This is a genomic window from Staphylococcus equorum (assembly GCF_001747895.1).
Classification (GTDB): domain Bacteria; phylum Bacillota; class Bacilli; order Staphylococcales; family Staphylococcaceae; genus Staphylococcus; species Staphylococcus equorum_A.
On sequence record NZ_LNNB01000015.1, the window covers coordinates 13,009 to 31,801 of the forward strand.

Annotated in this window: 24 protein-coding genes; 12 read left to right on the forward strand and 12 right to left on the reverse strand. The window is 32.2% G+C overall.

The window, feature by feature from the left end:
- Positions 1 to 228 precede the first annotated feature (228 nt).
- On the reverse strand, positions 229 to 768 hold the full coding sequence (locus tag AST02_RS07375; protein WP_069816946.1) for a TetR/AcrR family transcriptional regulator: 540 nt from the start codon (positions 766 to 768) through the stop codon (positions 229 to 231).
- Between the two features lie 192 nt (positions 769 to 960).
- Between AST02_RS07375 and AST02_RS07380 the strand changes: the two genes are divergently transcribed.
- A complete protein-coding gene (locus AST02_RS07380) occupies positions 961 to 2,397 on the forward strand; it encodes a DHA2 family efflux MFS transporter permease subunit (RefSeq protein ID WP_081332963.1) in 1,437 nt (478 codons plus the stop codon).
- A gap of 249 nt (positions 2,398 to 2,646) precedes the next feature.
- Here AST02_RS07380 and AST02_RS07385 read toward each other — a convergent pair whose 3' ends face one another.
- Positions 2,647 to 3,054: an Lrp/AsnC family transcriptional regulator gene (locus tag AST02_RS07385; protein WP_069816951.1), complete on the reverse strand. Its 408-nt coding sequence runs from the start codon at positions 3,052 to 3,054 to the stop codon at positions 2,647 to 2,649.
- A 114-nt stretch (positions 3,055 to 3,168) separates the two neighbouring features.
- Between AST02_RS07385 and AST02_RS07390 the strand changes: the two genes are divergently transcribed.
- Positions 3,169 to 3,930, forward strand: coding sequence for an MBL fold metallo-hydrolase (locus AST02_RS07390; protein WP_069816953.1), 762 nt, complete (start codon positions 3,169 to 3,171; stop codon positions 3,928 to 3,930).
- A 174-nt stretch (positions 3,931 to 4,104) separates the two neighbouring features.
- On the opposite strand, the gene AST02_RS07395 is transcribed toward AST02_RS07390, so the two are convergent.
- Both AST02_RS07395 and AST02_RS07400 read right to left on the reverse strand, forming a co-directional pair.
- Positions 4,105 to 4,419 (reverse strand): antibiotic biosynthesis monooxygenase family protein, encoded by a 315-nt coding sequence (locus AST02_RS07395; protein WP_069816955.1) that lies wholly within the window; start codon positions 4,417 to 4,419, stop codon positions 4,105 to 4,107.
- 240 nt (positions 4,420 to 4,659) lie between these two features.
- Complete coding sequence (locus AST02_RS07400) at positions 4,660 to 5,013, reverse strand: winged helix-turn-helix transcriptional regulator (protein WP_069816957.1); 354 nt, start codon at positions 5,011 to 5,013, stop codon at positions 4,660 to 4,662.
- A gap of 125 nt (positions 5,014 to 5,138) precedes the next feature.
- On the opposite strand from AST02_RS07400, the gene AST02_RS07405 reads away from it, so the two are divergent.
- Both AST02_RS07405 and AST02_RS07410 read left to right on the forward strand, forming a co-directional pair.
- Positions 5,139 to 6,098: an NAD(P)H-dependent flavin oxidoreductase gene (locus tag AST02_RS07405; RefSeq protein WP_069816959.1), complete on the forward strand. Its 960-nt coding sequence runs from the start codon at positions 5,139 to 5,141 to the stop codon at positions 6,096 to 6,098.
- A gap of 28 nt (positions 6,099 to 6,126) precedes the next feature.
- On the forward strand, positions 6,127 to 6,864 hold the full coding sequence (locus AST02_RS07410; RefSeq protein ID WP_069816961.1) for an NADPH-dependent F420 reductase: 738 nt from the start codon (positions 6,127 to 6,129) through the stop codon (positions 6,862 to 6,864).
- 223 nt (positions 6,865 to 7,087) lie between these two features.
- On the opposite strand, the gene AST02_RS07415 is transcribed toward AST02_RS07410, so the two are convergent.
- Positions 7,088 to 7,459: a MerR family transcriptional regulator gene (locus AST02_RS07415; protein WP_069816963.1), complete on the reverse strand. Its 372-nt coding sequence runs from the start codon at positions 7,457 to 7,459 to the stop codon at positions 7,088 to 7,090.
- Positions 7,460 to 7,546: 87 nt separating this feature from the next.
- Here AST02_RS07415 and AST02_RS07420 point away from each other — a divergent pair, with 87 nt between their 5' ends.
- The 3 genes from AST02_RS07420 to AST02_RS07430 all read left to right on the forward strand — a co-directional run bounded on the left by AST02_RS07420 (position 7,547) and on the right by AST02_RS07430 (position 9,774).
- Positions 7,547 to 8,398, forward strand: coding sequence for an SDR family NAD(P)-dependent oxidoreductase (locus AST02_RS07420; protein WP_069816965.1), 852 nt, complete (start codon positions 7,547 to 7,549; stop codon positions 8,396 to 8,398).
- Between the two features lie 213 nt (positions 8,399 to 8,611).
- Complete coding sequence (locus AST02_RS07425; RefSeq protein ID WP_069816967.1) at positions 8,612 to 9,310, forward strand: HAD family hydrolase; 699 nt, start codon at positions 8,612 to 8,614, stop codon at positions 9,308 to 9,310.
- A gap of 74 nt (positions 9,311 to 9,384) precedes the next feature.
- Positions 9,385 to 9,774, forward strand: a complete 390-nt coding sequence (locus AST02_RS07430; RefSeq protein WP_069816971.1) for a hypothetical protein — start codon at positions 9,385 to 9,387, stop codon at positions 9,772 to 9,774.
- 282 nt (positions 9,775 to 10,056) lie between these two features.
- Here the strand turns inward: AST02_RS07430 and AST02_RS07435 are convergent, their stop codons facing one another.
- Together AST02_RS07435 and AST02_RS07440 are read right to left on the reverse strand one after the other, a co-directional pair.
- Complete coding sequence (locus tag AST02_RS07435; RefSeq protein ID WP_021339560.1) at positions 10,057 to 10,719, reverse strand: deoxynucleoside kinase; 663 nt, start codon at positions 10,717 to 10,719, stop codon at positions 10,057 to 10,059.
- On the reverse strand, positions 10,712 to 11,329 hold the full coding sequence (locus tag AST02_RS07440) for a deoxynucleoside kinase (protein WP_069816973.1): 618 nt from the start codon (positions 11,327 to 11,329) through the stop codon (positions 10,712 to 10,714). Before AST02_RS07440 ends, AST02_RS07435 begins: the two co-directional genes overlap by 8 nt.
- Before the next feature lie 62 nt (positions 11,330 to 11,391).
- Between AST02_RS07440 and tadA the strand changes: the two genes are divergently transcribed.
- From tadA to AST02_RS07455, 3 genes are all read left to right on the forward strand, one after another.
- A complete protein-coding gene (gene tadA / locus AST02_RS07445; RefSeq protein ID WP_069816975.1) occupies positions 11,392 to 11,883 on the forward strand; it encodes a tRNA adenosine(34) deaminase TadA in 492 nt (163 codons plus the stop codon).
- Between the two features lie 99 nt (positions 11,884 to 11,982).
- On the forward strand, positions 11,983 to 12,855 hold the full coding sequence (locus tag AST02_RS07450; protein ID WP_069816977.1) for a Cof-type HAD-IIB family hydrolase: 873 nt from the start codon (positions 11,983 to 11,985) through the stop codon (positions 12,853 to 12,855).
- 18 nt (positions 12,856 to 12,873) lie between these two features.
- Positions 12,874 to 13,440: an NADPH-dependent FMN reductase gene (locus AST02_RS07455; protein WP_069816979.1), complete on the forward strand. Its 567-nt coding sequence runs from the start codon at positions 12,874 to 12,876 to the stop codon at positions 13,438 to 13,440.
- A 73-nt stretch (positions 13,441 to 13,513) separates the two neighbouring features.
- On the opposite strand, the gene AST02_RS07460 is transcribed toward AST02_RS07455, so the two are convergent.
- From AST02_RS07460 to AST02_RS07480, 5 genes are all read right to left on the reverse strand, one after another.
- Positions 13,514 to 13,858, reverse strand: coding sequence for a transcriptional regulator, SarA/Rot family (locus tag AST02_RS07460; protein WP_069816981.1), 345 nt, complete (start codon positions 13,856 to 13,858; stop codon positions 13,514 to 13,516).
- A 4-nt stretch (positions 13,859 to 13,862) separates the two neighbouring features.
- Positions 13,863 to 14,678, reverse strand: coding sequence for a transcriptional regulator (locus AST02_RS07465; protein ID WP_069816983.1), 816 nt, complete (start codon positions 14,676 to 14,678; stop codon positions 13,863 to 13,865).
- 331 nt (positions 14,679 to 15,009) lie between these two features.
- On the reverse strand, positions 15,010 to 15,888 hold the full coding sequence (gene folE2 / locus AST02_RS07470) for a GTP cyclohydrolase FolE2 (protein ID WP_069816985.1): 879 nt from the start codon (positions 15,886 to 15,888) through the stop codon (positions 15,010 to 15,012).
- A gap of 14 nt (positions 15,889 to 15,902) precedes the next feature.
- Positions 15,903 to 16,568 carry a bacillithiol biosynthesis deacetylase BshB2 gene (bshB2, locus tag AST02_RS07475; protein ID WP_069816988.1) on the reverse strand — a complete coding sequence of 222 codons (666 nt, stop codon included), beginning with the start codon at positions 16,566 to 16,568 and terminating at the stop codon, positions 15,903 to 15,905.
- A gap of 12 nt (positions 16,569 to 16,580) precedes the next feature.
- Positions 16,581 to 16,940, reverse strand: a complete 360-nt coding sequence (locus AST02_RS07480) for a YojF family protein (protein WP_069816990.1) — start codon at positions 16,938 to 16,940, stop codon at positions 16,581 to 16,583.
- A gap of 559 nt (positions 16,941 to 17,499) precedes the next feature.
- On the opposite strand from AST02_RS07480, the gene hxlA reads away from it, so the two are divergent.
- Together hxlA and hxlB are read left to right on the forward strand one after the other, a co-directional pair.
- The gene (gene hxlA / locus AST02_RS07485; protein ID WP_069816992.1) at positions 17,500 to 18,132 is read left to right on the forward strand and encodes a 3-hexulose-6-phosphate synthase; all 633 of its coding nucleotides are present in this window, start codon (positions 17,500 to 17,502) and stop codon (positions 18,130 to 18,132) included.
- 1 nt (position 18,133) lies between these two features.
- Positions 18,134 to 18,682 (forward strand): 6-phospho-3-hexuloisomerase, encoded by a 549-nt coding sequence (gene hxlB, locus AST02_RS07490; protein WP_069816994.1) that lies wholly within the window; start codon positions 18,134 to 18,136, stop codon positions 18,680 to 18,682.
- The last annotated feature ends 111 nt before the right edge of the window (positions 18,683 to 18,793 follow it).

An 18,793-nucleotide genomic window follows, 5' to 3' on the forward strand; every position in this document is an offset into this window, starting at 1 on the left:
TATTCAATCAACACTTAATAAATAAAGTCTATTAAGTACTATAACTTTTAAATTTTTAAAAATATTTAAAAAGAAGAAAAGGCGGGAATGTGCAATCAAATTTTGATTGCACATTCCCGCCTCCACAAGGATGACTAGAGATCAGACAGTTAATATTCAATCCATTAAAAATAATAGATTGAGCTTTCCATTTGAGAATGAGACATTTATGCCCCAGACTCATGAAGTTTAAAATTTACTGAAATGTATTTCTGATATTTTTTCAACTAAATATTTAGGTGTATAGGGCATATCTTCTTTTAACCAACATACAATTGTTCCAATGATAGCGGAAGATTCGTACCATAATTTTATATCTTTGTTTTTAGTATCTTTGCTTTGCTCTATACCGTTATATATTTTTGTTTCAATGATATTTAAAACTTCATTTCTAAAGCCTGGTAATTTATTAGAAACTAAAATCAATTTATAGAGACGGCTCTCTTTCTGTACGTGTGTTAAAAAATTAATGAGATTGTTCCAATTGTGTGAGTCATCTTCATATGTAGATAAATTTTCACGAACTGTATTCACTGTTTCAATTGCTAGTTTCTCTAACATATCAGTTAAATCTTTATAATGTGAATAAAAAGTAACTCTATTAATCATTGCTTTCTCACTTAACATATTTATTGTAATGCTTTCAACGTTTTTTTCCTCTAGCAAATCAATTAATGCATTTTTAAGCATGTAACGTGTTCTTTCTATTCTTAAATCATGTTTCTTCATAAAATATAGCACCTCAAACATTTTTTTGATTTTTGTCTTTTATTAAAGCTTTAATAAACGTAATGATTTAAAAGGTATGTTAAACAACAAAAAACGATATTTTGTAATTTGTTTATCCGTTTGAACTCTATTATAATAGTTCATTGTTAATTAAACAACAAAGTGTAATTTAAAAATGAAGGAGTCTTAATAGTGAGTAATCAAATTAATGTAAATAAATTTCCTAAAAAAATAATTATCACTATTTTAATTTTGGGAACATTTTTAACAGCTTTTAATCAAACTGTAATGAGTGTAGCAACGCCAGAAGTCATGAAAGATTTAAATGTTTCAGCGGCTACAGCACAGTGGTTAACAACTGCCTATATGTTAGTCAATGGCGTGTTGGTACCAATTACAGCATTTTTAATGAAACGATTTACGACGAAACAATTATTTACGAGTGCAATGTTCTTATTCTTACTTGGTTCATTGATAGCAGCAATGTCTACTGATTTTACATTTCTGTTAGTCGGAAGAATGGTGCAGGCCTCAGGGGCAGGGATTATGATTCCGCTCTTGTATAGTGTAGTAATGATTTTATATCATCCGTCTGAACGCGGTACGGTCATGGGTATGGTTTCTTTAGCAGTATTATCTGCACCAGCCATTGGACCAACTATTTCAGGTTATGTTATTGATGCACTGTCATGGCATTCACTATTCGGTATTTTAGTACCTGTATCACTTATCGTTATTGTATTAGGATATTTCTTCCTAGAAAACGTAACTGAAACACAGAAAGACAAAATTGATTTAACGAGTATGTTATTATCAACAATCGCATTTTCACTTATATTATATGGCTTTAGTAGCGCAGGTGAAATGGGATGGACAAGTAATATCGTGATGATTTCATTTGTAGTTGGTATTATTTCACTGATTCTATTTGTTGTAAGACAATTGAAAGCTACAAATCCATTCTTGGATCTAAAAGTATTTAAATACGGCACATTTACATTAACGAATATTATTAATATAGGCGTTACGATTATTATGTATGCCGATATGATTTTATTACCTATCTATTTACAAAATGTACTTGGCTATTCGGCTATGGAATCAGGTGTCTTCATGCTTCCTGGTGCAGTATTAATGGCTGCGATGAGTCCGATAGCAGGTAAATTATATGATTTATTTGGCGCAAAATGGATTACTATCGTAGGTGTTATCATAACTATTGTCTCAACAATACCTTTTATGGACTTGTCACAAGACACGAATTACTATTATTTATTAGCGGCAAGTACTGGTAGAAGAATTGGCATGGCCTTACTTTTAACACCAATTCAAACTGCTGGTTTAAATGTAATACCAAAAGAATTAAGCGCGCATGCTTCAGCAGTATGGAATACAATCAGACAAATTGCTGGCGCGATTGGCACCTCATTACTTGTTACAATTATGACTATGGGTTCAAACAATTATATTACCGATCATGCTAGTACATCTAAACCTCAAGAACAATTAATGCTTCTAGCAAATATTCAAGGTATCAATATTGCTTACTTTGCCATTATTGTAGTAGCTGTTGTCAGTTTAGTACTATCCTTTTGGATTAAAGAAAGTAAAGCTATAAAGGAAGATTAATTTTATAAAATGAACTTGATTAAGAGACGTTTTGTTTCAATAAGGTGTCTCTCAAAGTGTCAACAAAGTATTCAACTTTGTTGACGCTTTTTTTGTGCTGACTTTACGCGAGCATAGTTGGTATTTTATTAACTAGTCAGCAGTCGGCCAAAATCACTGACATTTAAAAAAGAGTGCATAAGGAAACAATTAGAAAATTGTCAACCCAGGGTATTTGTTGAATTCCAACTTATACTCTGTGTTTATTTTTTAAAGAACAGTAGAAATCTTATAGTTAGCAAAAACATTAAGATCTTCTAAAAATGTATTCAGGTGCTTATTATTAGGGAATCGGCATTCTAGCAAATAACAACCATCACCTATTATTTTGTAATTATGTAGTATATAAATGGCTTTTGTATCGACAAATGTTAAAAAAGGTTGGTGCGATATTTTATTCATGTAAATATGTATAAAAGCATGAATAGCACAATCTAAACTTTCCTGGTTCACTTGAATTGTATAGTTCTGAATGACCCCATCACTTTCTAATTTAGAGACTCGTGTGTTCACAGCTTGACCAGTTAAATTAACTTTTTGACCCAAATCTTTCATTGTAATTTTAGCATTTTGTTGAAGTTCATTAATAATCAGCTTATCAGTATTATCGATAGCCATATAAGTCACTCCTTTTCATTTATCAAGCAAATACGGTAAAACTTTTTCACCAAGTTATGTATTATTCATGGTTTTACTAATAGAATAAAAGTATCACATAAAGGAGGAATTGTAATGAATATAACTCATGTAAGAAATGCGACACTTATTATTGAATATGCAGATAAAAAGTTTTTAATAGATCCAATGTTGGGAGAAAAAGGCTCATTTCCACCATTTCCGAATGCACCTAGAGATAATCAAAATAATCCTTTAGTTGAATTACCTATGTCAGTAAATGAAATCATTACAGGTGTGGATGCAGTCATTTTGACACATTTACATTTAGACCATTTCGATGAAGCAGCTCAAAAAATATTACCAATAGATATTAAAATTTACACACAGAACAGTGAAGATGCTGAAGAAGTAAAAAATGTTGGTTTCACAGATGTTGAAGCTTTAAAAGAGACAAATCAATTCGGAGGTATCCAAGTAATTAAAACACCAGGCCAACACGGTCGCGGTGATATAGTTAAAAGTGCAGGTAATGTCTGTGGTTTGATATTCCAACATGATAATGAAAAATCATTATACATTGCTGGAGATACAGTTTGGTATGATGAAGTTGGAAAAACTTTAAAAACTTATAGCCCTGAAATTATAGTGGTTAATGGTGGAGATAATCAATTTAATGAGGGTGGTTCATTGGTTATGGATGAAAATGATATTTATGAAGTTGCTAAGTTAATGACATCCTCTGAGATTATCGTCATTCATATGGAAGCTGTAAATCATTGGAACCTTTCGAGAGATTACTTAAAGCAATTCGCAAAAGAAAATCAATTTTCATCACAACTTAAAGTACCAAACGATGGGGATAAATATACTTTTTAAATAATAAAAATTAAATCTAAAAAAGTATCTACTATACGGATACTACAGAATCTGATCCTAAGAAAAGCGTGCACAAAAAAGTGCCAACAAAATCGGAGACTTTGTCGACACTCTGAGACACTTCTTTTTAAAAGAAGTGTCTCAGTTGCTTTTCTGATATTTACAGATTACATTTTATATATCTAGTAACTCAAATTGTTTTATTTGTTTTTCAATACTTGTAGGTTTAGTATTTTCTTTTTCTTCCTTGCGCATATTTTTATGTTCTTCAACATGTGCTGGACGTGACACCCATGCTTGGAAATTCTTTTTTTCATTCCATTTCGATACAATAGAGTATGAAATTTTAGACTTTGTTTCATTTTTCCAAATTTCCACGTCTATTAAACCCTCATATCCTGAAAAATCTTCTTTAGCATGGCTGATTTTGTTATCCAAAATCGCTCTATCTTCTAAAGAAGCTGTAAAATTAGCTTGTGCTATGAACATATATTTCATTCCTCCTTAACGATATTGATTAATTTTAGCAAAAATAAAAAGTTAAAACATATGAAATGCATTAAATTAATATTCTATGATTAAAACGATCAAAATTAAGTCAGTGTTTGGTTTTTTAGATAATTGGTGAGGGTCCTTATTTCATAAGCATTTTCCTTTTTGAAACAAAATTTGAAATGTTAAGAGCACTTTTTAAAAGAGGTGACTTTGTACTATGTTTATTAATTGAAGTTAATACTCTCCATATTCTCTTCCATAGGCTTCCATCATATCTATAATTGGCATAAGAGCTTTACCTTTGTTTGTTAGACTATACACAACTTTAGGCGGAACTTCTGCATAAACGGTTCTATTAATAAGACCATCATTTTCTAATTCTTTAAGTTGTTTCGTTAAAGAACCTTGAGAAATACTTGTTAAAAATTTCTTTATCTCTCCAAATCTATAATCACTTTCTTTTAAATACCATAAAATTAAATTCTTATAACGACCTGACAAAATATTCTGGGTATAAGCGATACCATAAACGTCTCGATGTTCTTCTATAACGTTTTCGTCAAAACCATAATTACATATTTTAACCATCTAAACACCTCCATATCACAATAGTACATTTTTTAATACTATGTCATTATTTATTGCCTACTTCAACAATGATTCCATTCGTATTAATATACTACATATGATATTTATTGAAAAGGAGTAACATAATGAAAAACAGAGTGACTGAAATATTTAATATAGAAAAACCTATTATTCAAGGACCTTTGAATTCATTAACAAACCCTAAGTTTATTGCCTCTGTGAGTGAAGCAGGTGGATTAGGGATAATGGGGCCTAATGCTGGTGAGGCTAGAGTGTCACGTTCGCCAGTGGAAACGACAGAACGTATGAGAAAAGAAATTAAAAAAATTAAGCAACTCACAAATAAACCTTTTGCCTCAACAATTATGGTAAGTGAAGATCTTACTTACGTTGCATATATCGTTGATATGCTTATTGAAGAAAAAGTGCCAGTTGTATTGATCAATGGACTATTAGATGAAGAAATATTTACTAAGTTAAAAGATAATAATATGAAAATTATATTCCGACCAATTACGCCTACAACTGAAAATGCGAAAGCTGCTGAAGCAATGGGTGCAGATGTATTTGTAGCTACTGGGTTTGATGAAGGTGGAACAGTACCAGAACGAGTGATTGGCACTTTTTCGATTGTACCGATGATTGCTGATGTAATTAACATTCCAGTAATTGCTGCTGGAGGCATTGGTGACGTAAGAGGTGTCAGAGCTTCCTTTAGTTTAGGTGCAGAAGGCTTATATGTTGGTAGTGTCCTTATTCCTACTTTTGAAAACCCAGCTGCTGAAAATGTAAAACAGTACATTGTTGATTCAAAAGCTGAAGATTTAATTCTTTTCAGAACAATTCCAGCTTATTATCGTTCGCTTCCGGGTAAATTAGCAAAAGAGTTAGAAGTCATGGATAAAGAAGGCGCAACAAATGAAGAACTTGGGCAACATATGGGAGCAGGAAGAAATATGAGACTTGGTATGGTTGAAGGAGATACAGAAAATGGTTATGTTTCTGTGGGTACGGGTATTAGTCCTATCAAATCTATTCGAAGTGTAAAAGAAGTTATTGATGATTTAATGCAAGATTTTAAATAAAAAATAGTTTATTAGGAGGAGAATTAATATGAATTTTGGCATTATAGGCGTTGGAAATATAGGAACAGTACTTTCACATAAATTAGTGAATAATGGTCATGAAGTTAAAGTAGCAGATGCAAGAAGTATAGATAAATTAAAAAATAAAAACTTTTCAGGGCAAGCTGTTGAAGTAGAAGATGTTATAAAAGATATAGATATTTTAATCATTGCAATTCCATTTCCTGCTACACCAGATTTGAAATATCTTATGAATCAAGTTGATGACGATGTTATTATCGTTGATACTGCGAATTATGCTCCGATTCTTAGAGATAAAAATATTGAGGAACTTGATAATGGTATGTCTGATAGTGTATGGGTGAGTCAACAATTAGGAAAACCAGTTATTAAAGCATTTAATAACCTATTAGAAGAGACATTAGATGATAAAGGCGCTCCTGAAAATACTGAAAATCGAATTGCTATGGCTATAGCAGGTGATAATCAAAAAGATAAAGAAATTATTATGGCTATAGTTAGCGAAATAGGCTTTGATACTGTAGATAGTGGCTTATTAAAAGACTCTTGGAGACATCAACCTGGTACACCTGCATATTGTACGGAATTAACAAAAGAAGAATTAGAACAAGCATTGGATTCCGCTGATAATGAGAAGAGACCATTCTTAAGAGAAAAAATGATTAATGAGATTCAAAACTTATCAAAAAATGAATTTTCAACAGATAAAATAGTTCAACTCGGAAGAAAAGTTTATAATCCTTAGGTAAATGTTGCTTGCTATAACGTGATTATTTTTAACAAAAAGTGCACAGAAAATGATTATAATCTAGACGTATTTTAATTTTAAAATGTTTAAAGAGGCTGGGACATATCATATGTCTTAGCCTCAGTTTTTTATATTGGCAGTGGCTGACTGAATTGAAAATGCGCTTATATATAGACTTTAAAGCACTACAACTTCATTTATGAAGACAAATGCATACACATTACTCGTTTGAATTCATCATCGTTAAATTACCTTGCTTCAAAAAATTGAGTTTAGCGGTAAGCTTCTCATCAATATCATATAACTCTTGAATTTTATTTCTAATTTCTTGTTGGTATTGTTTAATGTAATTTTCACTTTCTTCAACAGTTAAATTTTGTATACCTATGATTTGGTTTGAGTCGATATCTAGTTTTTTTAAATATTTTACTAATAACAACCAATTAAGATTTTGTTCAGTATATTGACGATAGTTATTCTTGTCTCGTGCTATATTTGAAATAATACCAATTTTTTCATAATAACGGAGCGTATCTTTCGTAAAGCCTGTATGTTCAACGATTTCTTTCGTTTTATAAAAATTTGCGGTCAATGTTAATTCCCCCTTGCTATGGAGTTGGCTCCATAGTATACAGTAATAATTATAAAAATGAAAATAGAAAGAAGAGGGGGAAATAAAATGAATTTAGAAAAAATAGCAGTAATTACAGGTGGTACTTCAGGTGTTGGTAAAAAAACAGCAATTGATTTAGCTGGAAAAAATATGACCGTTTTATTAATTGGTAGAAACAAAGATAAAGGTGAAAAAGCGGTAGGTGAGATCATTAAATTAACAAGGAATGTTAATATAACATTTCATTCAGTTGATTTAACAAATAAAAAAGAAATTGATGAATTTGCAAAAACAATTTTAAAACAAGAATCAAAAGTTGATGTTTTAGTTAATGCTGCTGGAGCGCTTATAAAAAAAGAAGAATTAACAGAAAATAATTATAATAAAAATTATGTAGTAAATTATTTGGGACATTTTTGGCTGACAGAAAAATTATTACCATTGTTAAAAAATGCTGAACAAGGGCGTATTTTAACAGTAGGTGGATTGCCCATTTTGGTTAATCGCGGGTTAGTTAAATTACCTTCTATTGATGAAATACGTAATAGTAAAAGCAATAAGGTTAGGCAAGCATTGACCTCTAAAGTATTATACACACTAGCATTATCTCAAAGATTAGAAGGAACTTCTGTAACGGCTAATATATTTCACCCTGGCTATGTTACTGATTCTAATTATGCTATGCCTACATCTTTAATAGGTCGTTTTGTATATAAATTATTTGGTAGAATTTTGACATATATTTTCAATATGGTATCAGAACCAAATCCAAAAATAGGATTAAAACTAGCATTAGATAATTCACTTTCTAGAACGACTGGAAAATTATTTAATGAAAAAGGGGAAATTGTACCATTATCTAAGCGTTACAGTCAGGATAAAATTGAAAAGATATGGGAAAATAGTCAACAATTTTAATGAAATCGACCATCTACAAAGATTTAAATTTTTAATATCTATTTTAAGAAATTATCTCAGAGTAATTATCAATATTCTGAGATTCACCGTATGAATTACATTAAAACTATCTAATTCTCCCAGTTTCATTATTTGTTTAGCCTTAAGTGTTTATATTAAAATAAAGTGCGATATAATTTAATATGAAGTTAATACATAGGAGCTGTTCAAGCGATGAAATGGATTTTATTTGATAAAGATGGCACGTTAATATATTTTGACGGGAGTTGGATGAAGATTGGCTTGCAACTCGTCGACGATTTCATGGAAGCATATAAGGACGATATCCATGATATAGACGCAGCATATAAGCATTTAGGTATTGTAGATGGAGAAATTCAACCTGGCACAATAATGGCATCAGGCGCTTTAGAAGAAATGGTCAAAGCGTTATGTGATATTGCTGGTCAGGACGTTTCTAAGTGGGCACAAAAGAGGAGCCAAACACTTGTTGATAATAGAGTACCAGAAAATGTTCTGGTAGAAGGTATTTATGAAACATTGGAGACGCTACAAAATCAAGGTTATAAAATGGGGATAGTAACAAGCGATTCTAAAAAAGGTGTAGAACAATTTTTAGAAGCAACTGAATTTGACCATTTCTTTGATGTAGTCATATCTACGGAAGCTAATGCAGTTGAAAAGCCTAATCCAGAAGTGCTTAATCCCTTGTTTAACAATTACGACGTATCACCACAAGATGTAATCATCGTGGGTGATACTGCCAATGATATACAAACAGGTGTAAATGCTAAGTTAGGCCTTACAATCGCTGTATTAACAGGCGTAGGCTTAGAACAAGAACTTAATAAAGCTGACCATATTGTAGATAACGCGAATCACGTTCTCGGGATATTAAATCAATATGCGTAGTTCACAAATTGTGTCATAATATACGTATCGTGTATTATGACTTTTTTCTTTAATATAAACATTGAGGTGATTGAATGATTGATGGAAAATACGCAGATTATAAAGGCGAAACTTTTAAAGTAGTTGAAATTGTTGGTAACGAATTGGTGCTAGCTACAGAAGACGAAAAAGCATTGGAACATGGTTTTGAAGCACAAACAGCAAATCAATCAGCGCATACATTATATTTCAAACATATCCCGAGAGACGATGTTGATGAGCTTTATGCATTATTTCAAGAAGCAAGATATGAAGGTGCCGTTTTTGATTTATATCAAGATACAGAACAACAGCTTTATATTGGGACAGAAGATCAAGATAAAGCAAGTACATTTGGATTAGATCAAACGGATGAACATTATTATAGTAAGTATGTGACAGAAGACGAAATTGAAAAAATAATCTACCGCAGACATATTGAGTAGTACATTGTTATAGCAATGAAAAAGGAGTGAGACATAATAAATGTCCCACTCCATTGTTTTACAGCTGTTTTTTCTCATAGATGATTTTTGTTTAAATGATGGAAGTAATTTGGCCAACTTCTGGCGAGTTAATAAAACGCTAGTAAAAGACTACAGAATGAAGTTTTATCATATATAGTGAGTATGAAATAAATAGAAAAGCCGAAACTGAAATCAAGGAAAATGTACACAAAAAATGCCAACAAAGTCAGATGCTTTGTCGACACTCCATTGGTAATTGTATTAGCGTTGATCCACTTTACGATGTGTCTCAATGATATGACGAATCTTATCAATGACTGGATTTAATGAGTCTGGATCTTCATGTAGATCATATTCATTAATGTTCACACGTACAACAGGACATGCATTAAATTCACTAATCCAGTCGTCGTAACGTTTGAATAGTTTTTGCCAATATTCTGGGTCAGTTTCCATTTCCATCTGACGACCACGTTGTTTAATGCGATCAATGACTTCATCGTAATCACATTCTAAATAAATCAATACATCTGGTTTAGGGAAATAAGGCGTCATGACCATGGCGTTAAATAATTCAGAATATGTTTCAAAGTCTTCTGGGCTCATTGTACCTTGTTCTTCATGCATTTTAGCGAAAATGTCGACATCTTCGTAAATCGAACGGTCTTGGATGAAACCACCGCCATATTCAAACATGCGCTTTTGTTCTTTAAAACGTTCAGCTAAGAAATAAATTTGTAAGTGGAAACTCCAACGCTCAAAGTCGTTGTAAAACTTATCGAGGTAAGGGTTATGGTCCACGTTTTCAAATGAAGTTCTAAAATTCAGGCGTTCGGCTAAAGCTTTTGTTAATGTTGATTTTCCTACGCCTACAGTACCAGCGATAGTAATCACAGCATCTTGAGGGATACCGTATTTATTCATGCATTTGTCCTCCAATCAGTGGTTTCACTAATTCTAAAATATAATTATAATCATCATTATGTTTAACGAAATCAAGATGTGTCGTGTCTATACGAATGACGCGTTCTCCGTCAGCTTTTAACGAATTGTAATAAGCATTGTAATCACGCTTTAAATTAAGTAGATAGTTATCCTCAATTTGATGTTCAAAACTGCGATTACGTTGTGCTATACGTGCTTTTAAAGTTTCTAATTCTGCATCTAAGAAAATGATGATATTAGGCATTTCTAGATCTTCGGTTAAAATATCATAAATTCTTGAGAATTTACTGTATTCGGCACTCGTTAAGGTATTATGTGCGAAAATTTTATTTTTATAAATGTGATAATCGCTCACGATACCACTTTCATTTGAAACAAGATCTTGGAATTGTTTGTAACGATTACATAAAAAGAACATTTCTGTTTGGAAACTCCATTTAGAAATATCTTCATAGAAATCTGATAAAAAAGGATTTTCATTTACGATTTCTTTTTCTTCATAGTAATTGTAAGTTTGACTAAGTTTGTGTGCTAAAGAAGACTTTCCGACACCAATCGGGCCTTCAACAGCAATAAATTGTTTTTTCATATTTACCGCTCCAATGTTAAAATAGACAATAAATATTGTACCATATGTGAGGTGTAAGACACATGACAACTGACCAAAATTATATGAAAATTGCGATTGAAGAAGCAAAAAAAGCAGGGGACATTGGTGAAGTGCCTATTGGTGCTGTCATTGTTCGAGATAATGAAGTGATTGCAAGAGCACACAATTTGCGAGAATCATCACAAGACCCAACTGCTCACGCCGAGCATCTTGCAATTCAAAAAGCTGCTGCTGTCGTCGGTAGTTGGCGTTTAGAGAACTGCAGACTTTATGTCACACTAGAACCATGCGTGATGTGTGCTGGAACCATTGTAATGAGCCGTATTCCATATGTGATTTATGGAGCTAAAGATCCGAAGGGCGGCTGTGCAGGTAGTCTCATGGACCTGTTACAAGAATCAAGATTTAATCATCGGGCAACGGTTCAAACAGGTGTATTAGAGGAAGCGTGTAGCCAATTATTAAAAATATTTTTTAAAAATTTAAGAAAAAATAAAAAACTCATACAAACAGCCGATAATACAAATCCCTAAAGATTTGGTAGAATATGAGTGTGTTACAAATTTGTGGCAAATGAGAATGATGTGTAATTAAGCTTGTGTTATCGATCATAGAAGGAAAGAGGTAAATTAATGATAAAATTAATTGCAACAGATATGGATGGTACATTATTAAATGCGGCACATGAGATATCAGAAGAGAATATTAAAGCGATTCAATATGCGCAATCGCAAGGCATAACAGTAGTTATTGCTACGGGTCGTGCTTTTTATGAAGCGAATTCACCAGTGAATCAAACAGATTTGAAAGTGCCTTACATTTGTTTAAATGGTGCAGAAGTGAGAGATGAATCTTTTAATATCATGAGTACATCTAAATTGAATCGTGAGTTAATTAATAGAATTACAACAGAGATGGATAAAGAAGATATTTATTATCAAGTTTATACAAACTTAGGTATCTACACTGAAAACCCTCAACGCGATTTAGAAATATATATAGACATTGCAGAACGAGCTGGTCAAAAAGCAGACGTAGAAAAAATCAAAGCTGGTATTCAAAAACGAATTGATAATGGTACTTTAAAAGTTGTAGATAATTATGACAAGATTGAAGATACGCCTGGAGAAATCGTCATGAAAATCCTTGCTTTTGATAGTGATTTAGAAAAAATTGACCGTGCAAGTGAAAAACTAGCACAATCAGAAAGTCTTGCAATTTCTTCTTCATCGAGAGGTAATATTGAGATTACACACTCAGATGCACAAAAAGGTATCGCGTTAACAACGATTGCAGAGCGTCTTAATATAGATATGGAAAGTGTTATGGCAATTGGTGATAACATGAATGATATTTCTATGCTAGAGCGTGTAGGTTACTCTGTAGCGATGGATAATGCAACACCTGAAGTTAAAGCAGTGTCTAAGTATTCTACAGACACAAATGAGCAAAGTGGCGTCGGAAAAGCGATTATGAAATTGCTCAAAGAAAATAATGAAAATTAGTATGAGGAGCAGTGTATTATGAAAGGTTTAATCATTGTAGGGAGTGCGAAATTAGGTTCACACACAACAGCGCTATCCCAATATTTAAAAGGACATTTTGAAGAGCATGATTTTGAAGTTGACATTTTTGATCTAGCAGAAAATCCAATTCATCAACTTGATGTTTCAGGTGCTTCTAGTCCAAGTGAAACATATAAAAATAATTTAAGTACATTACAATCTAAAGCGAGAGAAGCGGACTTTTTCGTCTTAGGATCTCCAAATTATCATGGTTCATACTCTGGTATTTTGAAAAATGCTCTAGATCACTTAACTATGGATGATTTCAAAATGAAACCTGTAGGTCTTATCGGTAATAGTGGCGGCATCGTAAGTTCAGAACCATTATCACATTTACGTTTAATTGTACGTACGTTATTAGGTATTGCAGTGCCAACACAAATTGCTACGCATGATACAGACTATAAAAAATTAGACGATGGTACATTATATTTAGATAATGAAGAATTCCAATTACGTGCTAGATTATTTGTAGATCAAATCATTTCTTTTGTTAAAAATAGTCCTTATGAACATTTAAAATAAGTTAAATGATTAAAATATAAAAAATAACTGTTAAGTTTCTACATAGAAGCCTAACAGTTATTTTTTATTTGTTCTATTGTTGGGTTGATGGATTTAAAATAGAAGTTACAATTGTATGATACTGTTCTAGAATCGATTTTATCTTAGGTAGGTCGATATTATGTAAATGAATGCAGCGCTCATCATATGCATCTCTAGATTTTTTTAATAAACCCAGCTCAATGAGATTGTTGATTTGTATTGAAATCGGTGTGTTTTGACTATATAGCAGTCTTTTGAGTTCTACCGCTTCAATGCTTTCTTTGTTAATATAAAGTAATTTATCCAATATAACAATTTCATTAAATGTAAGATTCAAATTTTGTTTGATTACTTTTTTAATTAAGCTTCTCTTTTCTTCGTAAGTTATCATATTCATGTCATCACCACATTAAGTTATTTGTTGTATTACTTTTGAGATTTTGAACACCTTCTATAACAGGTTGTTTGTTATTAAATTCATAGGGACTTACACCTTTGATTGCTTGGAAATAATAAATATAATCTTTAAGTGAATGGAAATGATACTGTTTCCATACAAAATCTAAAGCATCGCCATTTAATAAAGCACATGTTGAAAAGTGAATTTTTGAAGCAATGATGTAGTTTGATAAGGTACAACACATAAGTGCTGAAAATTCACGCGATAAAAAGCTGTTATTCACAAAAAAATGATGTGCAATATCCTGGCAACTTAATTTTCTTTCACAATTGTGACTAATATATTGAATAACGTCTCTAATCAACACATGTTTAAAATTTCGCTCAGATTTAGAGCGGGGAGTTGTATCTATGGTATTAAGATAGGTGGCTTCAATTAGAAATAATAATTTTCGTTCTATATCTGAAGCAATGGATCGATTTAAAATAGAGGCAATGACGTCGTTATAAAGTGTTTTTAAACCGGGTCTATCTTTATCCATTATAATATTCTCATTTTGAGCGTACGTATTCGAAATTTTATAATAATAGTAATTATTTATAGATAGACATAACAACGTGCCTTCAAAGTTGATATCATTAATACATTCATAATCATGAATATAAAATATATCTCCTGTACGATAATGTTGAAAATCGTTATTTTTTAATATTGTAATTGCTCCACCAAAAACGAAATAGATATTAAAAAAATGGTTAGTACGTAAACATTTAAAATTGGATGTTTTATTATTATATATCTTTAAATCATAATCCATTATTTATTTCACCACACCGATATACTAAGGAGCATCTCCTCTATAATAATTTTAATACGAAAAGTGTATGTCGGACATTAACAAAATTTAACTCTTGATACACATTATTTTAAAATTAATATGGGAGTTTAGATTTTAGAGTAAATAATTTAATAGTAACCATTAAAATTTTACTTTTTAACAATTAAAAACATAACGTCAAATAGATAATCTAGAAAAATTGAAATAACATTTACTAGAAATATTCAAATTTTGAACAAAAAAAGAGTACTAATAAATATATATTAGTACTCCTATAATAAATAAAGCGTATGAGTTAAATGGTATTTAACTATTTATGGTATTTTAATTTAGCGAAAGCATCATGTTGGTGAATAGATTCTTCATTGCGACATTCTATTTCAAAACCATCAAGCCACTCAAAACCTACCAAATCTGCAGCAATAAGACGGATAAGGTCTTCTACAAATCTTGGATTTTCATAAGCGTGTTCTGTAACACTTTTTTCATCAGGACGTTTTAAAATAGGGTATAACATAGAACTCGCATTAGCTTCCATCGCATCTAGTATGACTTCTTTATAATCACCTATTAAATCAACATCTTTATTTAGAAAAGCTTTTACAGTGATGATACCACGTTGGTTGTGTGCTGAGTATTCGCTAATCTCTTTTGAACAAGGACATAGTGTAGTGACCGCAGCTTGAATTGTAATCTCTTTACGGGTTACGTCGTCTTTATCAATCGCTAAACCATAAGTTACATCGGCATAACCAACAGCTTTGATTTGAGTGACTGGGCTATAACGGTCGAAGAACCATTTAGCTGAAACATCTAAACCAGCAGCGTTTTGCGCCATGCTAACTTGTAAACTACGTAATAATTGATAAAGTGCGTCAAAATTTAATTCAATGCCATTATTATAGTGCTTTTCAACACTTTCTAATATACGGCTCATATTAATGCCTTTTTCGTCTTGATTTAAACTCGTTGAAAAACTAAAGTTTCCAGCAGTTTGGAAACGATCTACAAGTACTGGGTAAACTAAGTTTTTAATGCCCACCTCTTCGATTTCAAATAAGAAATCTTTATGTGTACTTTGTAAGTCTTTCATATTTTCTTTTTCAGTTGGTTTCGTACCTTCGATAGGGTCAACAGAACCAAAGTGTTTCCATCTGCCTTCTCTAGTAGATAAGTCAAATTCTGTCATGCTATTGCCTCCACTTAAGATTCAAAGTTATAAGTCCAATAAGGTTCTACTTCTAAGAAACTGTGTGCTTCTCCAGGTACGTCAGGTGTTGCAAGTGACTCTAAGAATGGACCTGTTTGAGATGCATGTGCTTCAAATGTACGTAGTTTAACCTCTTTATAATCACTGATCTCATTTAGAATGTCTGGTGCACCTAATTTTTCATGTGCGTCATTACTAAATGCTACAAGCTGTAAACGTGGTCTTTCAGATTCTGGCATACGACCAACCGTTCTCACAACTGCTTCTGCAGTAGCTTCATGGTCAGGATGAACAGCAAACTGTGGATAGAATGAAATGATGACAGATGGTTGTAATTCATCAATGAGGGATTTAACCATTGCATCCATTTCATCATGTGGTTCGAACTCTACAGTTTTATCTCGTAAGCCCATTTTACGTAAATCAGTTATGCCTATTGCTTCCATTGCTTTTTCTAATTCTTTTTCACGAATATCTGGTAATGTCTCACGCGTAGCAAAAGGTGGATTGCCTAAATTGCGACCCATTTGTCCGAGTGTCAAACATGCGTACGTGACTGGAACTCCATTATCGATATAGCGTGCTAATGTGCCTGCAGATGAGAACGATTCATCATCTGGATGTGGAAAAATTACTAATACTTGGCTTTCCTCTGCCATGATACGCCCTCCTTATGCTTTGAACGGTTGAGTACTAATTTCTAAAGCAGCAGCTAATTGACCTTCATAGTTAAAGCCTGCTAGAAGAAACTCACCATTCTCATTCACTTCATAATGTGTTAATCCTTGAACATAGACCCAACCGCTATCTTTCAATTTAAGACCGACACGGAAAGGATCTTTGTTGCCACCTTTAAGTTGAGCGTGCTCGTAAGTCACTTGAATATTTCTCAAAAAAGTTCCCGCATTAAATACACGTTGGTCAAAGTGAGCAGCATATGCACCATTTGTTGTTTCAACATGTAAGTATACAGGTTTATGCTCGTATGAAGAAAGTAATGTTTGTACTTTCTCAATGTTTATTTGTTCCAAAATTTTGCCTCCTTGCTTCCAAACCCAACATTACAAAATTCAATTATTTATATTTACTTAACACAATAGATTTCGATGATATAAGTCTATACTTTAGTGTAAACCGACTCGTATACATTTTCTACCAGAAAAGTGAATTTTATATCTAAGAATTGTATTTTATATTTTGATTATCTCTTCATTCTACTAAAAAGCACAGCAGAAATGTATCACTCTGCTCAATTTATAGTAAAAAGTCTCAACTTAATAGTGAAATAGGGGCGGAATCCAATTCCTGTTAAAAATATATAAAAGAAGTATAATGCATAAGTGTCATAACATTTATATATAATTTGCATAATAATTAATTTATTATGACTGTAGTTTTAACAACAAAACATAGAATTAACATAGGTATTAACGGGTATCTTCGTTTTATGTAGAGGATGTACAGTATTTATCATGTTATTTTACGCGTTTAATATATAAAACTAAGGGTAAATAGCTTAAGTGCAACATTATATAGTAAGTTAAGTCACAACGATGGCTCTATAATTTAATTCAAGAAGGGATGATCATTTTGGAATTACAACTAGCAATTGATTTATTGAATAAAGAGGAAGCGGCAAAACTTGCGAATAAAGTTAAAGATTATGTAGATATCGTAGAAATTGGTACACCAATCGTTATTAATGAAGGTTTACCAGCGGTTCAACATTTAAACGATAATATAGAAGGCGTAAAAGTACTTGCAGATTTAAAAATTATGGATGCTGCAGACTACGAAGTAAGCCAAGCAGTTAAATTTGGTGCAGACGTAGTAACAATTTTAGGTGTTGCAGAAGATGCATCAATTAAAGCAGCAGTTGAAGAAGCACATAAAAGTGGTAAAGAATTATTAGTTGATATGATTGCAGTACAAGATTTAGAAAAACGTGCTAAAGAGTTAGATGATTTAGGCGCAGACTATATCGCTGTGCATACTGGTTATGACTTACAAGCTGAAGGTCAATCTCCTTTAGAAAGTTTACGTAAAGTTAAATCAGTTATTTCTAATTCAAAAGTAGCTGTTATTGGTGGTATTAAACCAGATACAATTAAAGAAGTTGTAGCAGAAGAACCAGACTTAGTTGTTGTTGGTGGCGGTATTGCTAACGCAGACGATCCAGTTGAAGCTGCTAAACAATGTAGAGATGCGATTGAAGGCAGATAATATGACTGAAATAACAAATTATCGCTTAATATTAGATGAATTAGACCATACACTATCGCACGTTAAAGATAGTGAAGCAAAAGCGTTTTTAACACAAGTGGTTGAAGCGAATCAAATATTTGTTGCAGGAAAAGGTCGTTCAGGCTTTGTAGCAAATAGTTTTGCAATGCGTTTAAATCAATTAGGCAAATACGCGCATGTTGTGGGTGAGTCTACGACGCCCTCTATTACTGAAAATGATTTGTTTGTTATTATCTCTGGGTCAGGTTCGACAGAGCATTTAAGATTATTAGCAGATAAAGCTAAATCTGTAGGTGCAGAAGTTGTATTATTGTCGACAAATCCGGCTTCAGCGATAGGTGAGCTTGCAAATGCAGTTATTGAATTACCGGCAGGGACGAAATATGATGCTGAAGGTTCAGCACAGCCCTTAGGTAGCCTATTTGAACAAGCATCACAAGTGTTTTTAGATAGTATTGTTTTAGATTTAATGACTGAGTTAAAAGTTGATGAAGAAGCAATGCAACAAAACCACGCAAATTTGGAATAACCAAAATATAAGTGTTAATAAAAGTAAAAAAAGAGAGGAAACTAAATTTTAGTTTCCTCTCAGAACGTAGACAAACCATTTGCTGTAAAGGCATTTGGTTTATTTTTTTAT